The 857-nt window shown below is 71.2% G+C and carries 1 protein-coding gene and 1 pseudogene; both read right to left on the reverse strand.

Features of this window, described 5'->3' with window-relative positions; all coding sequences use genetic code 11:
- The coding region (locus tag ACODT0_RS42340; protein WP_489044044.1) for an NRAMP family divalent metal transporter at positions 1-557 on the reverse strand (557 nt) is incomplete at its 3' end.
- 117 nt (positions 558-674) lie between these two features.
- Positions 675-857, reverse strand: a pseudogene (locus ACODT0_RS42345) (DUF72 domain-containing protein); the annotation flags it as partial.

Genomic DNA, 857 nt, shown 5'->3' on the forward strand with positions numbered 1-857 from the left:
CCCGCGAGCGCGGCCTTCCAGTCGACGTGCGCCACCAGCGCCACGCCCACGTAGGCCAGCAGCGAGAGCGTGAGCCACTTGAGCACGCGCACGTAGCGGTGGTAGGGCAGCCAAGCCTGCAGCGCCAGCGACAGCAGGCCGAAGCCCAGCGCATAGAGCGCCTCGGGCCCGCCAAGGCCCAGCCGCGCGACCTCGGCCATGGCACCGATGTCGGCCGCGAGGTTCACCACATTGGCGACCAGCAGCAGCAGGACCGCGAGCAGCACGACCGGGCGCGGCCACAGGGTGGCGAAGGCCGAGGTGAGGCCGCGGCCCGTGGTGCGGCCGATGCGCGCGCTCGCGAGCTGGATGCCCACCATCAACGGATAGGTCAGCAGCAGGGTCCAGCCCATGCCGTAGCCGAACTGCGCGCCGGCCTGGGTGTAGGTGGCGATGCCGCTGGGATCGTCGTCGGCGGCGCCCGTGATGAGGCCGGGGCCGAGGCGGTTCAGGAAGCCGCGTTTCCCGGAAGGCTCGGCACCTTCGCTGCTTTTTTCCTGCTCGTTCGGCCTCGGCATGCTCGCCTCGTCGGTGACCTCGGGAAACCGAAAGTAGTGCGCGGCCCCCCGCTCCACCTGTAGGACGCTGCTGCAACCTGGATGCACTTGGCGGACGGGCGCGGCCGTGCGGGCGTCCTACGCCCGCTTCTTCCGCGCCGGCCGCAACGAGATCTCCGCCGGCAGCGCGAAGCGGTCGCGCGCACCCTCCTCCAGCCGCGTCGGCAGGTCCAGCGCCCGCGCCAGATGCGCCGCGTCGTAGGGCGCATGCACCTTGATGTCGTTGTCGAAGTAGCAGAACACCTCGCGTGCGCCGCGTTT

This window comes from Variovorax sp. FG153, from assembly GCF_057809595.1.